Source organism: Thioalkalivibrio sp. ALgr3 (assembly GCF_000377325.1).
Classification (GTDB): domain Bacteria; phylum Pseudomonadota; class Gammaproteobacteria; order Ectothiorhodospirales; family Ectothiorhodospiraceae; genus Thioalkalivibrio.
Genome location: NZ_KB898034.1, coordinates 1 through 1,251, shown reverse-complemented (window position 1 = coordinate 1,251; position 1,251 = coordinate 1). Strand labels below are relative to the sequence as shown.

Genomic DNA, 1,251 nt, shown 5'->3' with positions numbered 1-1,251 from the left:
GGGGCCTGGCCTTCGCCGCCGGTGCCATGCTGTTCGTCATCAGCCACGAGATCATCCCCGAGTCCCACCGCAAGGGCCACGAGGCCCAGGCCACCGCTGGGGTGCTGGTCGGGTTCGTCACCCTGCTGGCCATCGACCTGGCGTTGTAGGATCGTTCAGAGGAGGGTTCGCCATGCGTCTGAGTCCCGAACAGCAACACGCCATCCACCGGGCCGTGGGCGAGACCTTCGGTCCGGAGACCACGGTGTGGCTGTTCGGCTCCCGGACCGATGACTCGGCCCGGGGCGGCGACATCGACCTGCTGATCGATACCCCGATGCGCGATGTCGATTCCATCGTACAGGCCGAGATCGCCCTGCGCGCACGCCTGGAGGCGGAACTGGGCGAGCAGAAGATCGACCTGCTGGTGGACTATCCCGGCCGGCGCCGGCATCCACCCATCTTTCAGGTCGCCCGCGAGGAGGGCATCCCGTTATGAATTCGACCGCCACCGCCATCCAGCGCCTGCGGGACGCCATCGAGGAATGCCGCAGGCACCGCCACCACATGCGCCACGCCCTGTCTTCGCTGGAGCCCCGCCTGCCGCTGGACGGCGAAGCGATGGATTCGATGGACGACGAGGGGGGTGCAGGACCTGGATCAGTTCATCCTGCGATTCGGCAAGTTGCAGGATGCCATGGGGATGCGCCTGTTACCGGCCGTGCTCATGGCACTCCAGGAACCGTTCGAGGACCGTCCGATGCTGGACAAGCTGCATCGACTCGAAAAGCTCGGCTATCTCGACAGCGCCGCGCAGTGGCAGGAGCTGCGCGCCCTGAGGAACGGCTTCGCCCACGATTACCCGGATGAACCCGAGAAGCGCGCGGCCCTGGTGAACCGGGCCATGGAAGGCAGCCGCGAGCTCGAGGCCATCCTGGACCGCATCGAGCAGCGGCTGGGCGAGGAGAACGCGGGCGGGGTCTCAGGATGACCCGACGGGGGAAGCCCCGGGGCGGAGCTTCCTGATTGATCGCTCCTCGCGCTGGCCCTGTTCATCCGGGGCGTGAGCCTGCTGTCGCTGGGCTACAGCCGCGCCATCGCCTTCGGCGTGACCCTGCTCACCGGCCTGGTGCAGCTGATCGGCGCCGGGGCCATCACCCTGATGGAGTTCCTGCTCCCCTGGGGCCTGGCCTTCGCCGCCGGTGCCATGCTGTTCGTCATCAGCCACGAGATCATCCCCGAGTCCCACCGCAAGGGCCACGAGGCCCAGGC

General features: G+C 67.7%; 2 protein-coding genes and 2 pseudogenes. All 4 read left to right on the top strand.

What is annotated here, in order from left to right:
- Positions 1-149: pseudogene (locus C998_RS14740) on the top strand (ZIP family metal transporter); the annotation flags it as partial.
- Positions 150-172: 23 nt separating this feature from the next.
- Complete coding sequence (locus tag C998_RS0113965) at positions 173-478, top strand: nucleotidyltransferase domain-containing protein (protein WP_018871488.1); 306 nt, start codon at positions 173-175, stop codon at positions 476-478.
- A 147-nt stretch (positions 479-625) separates the two neighbouring features.
- On the top strand, positions 626-970 hold the full coding sequence (locus C998_RS14320; RefSeq protein WP_018871487.1) for a hypothetical protein: 345 nt from the start codon (positions 626-628) through the stop codon (positions 968-970).
- A 72-nt stretch (positions 971-1,042) separates the two neighbouring features.
- Positions 1,043-1,251, top strand: a pseudogene (locus tag C998_RS14315) (ZIP family metal transporter); the annotation flags it as partial.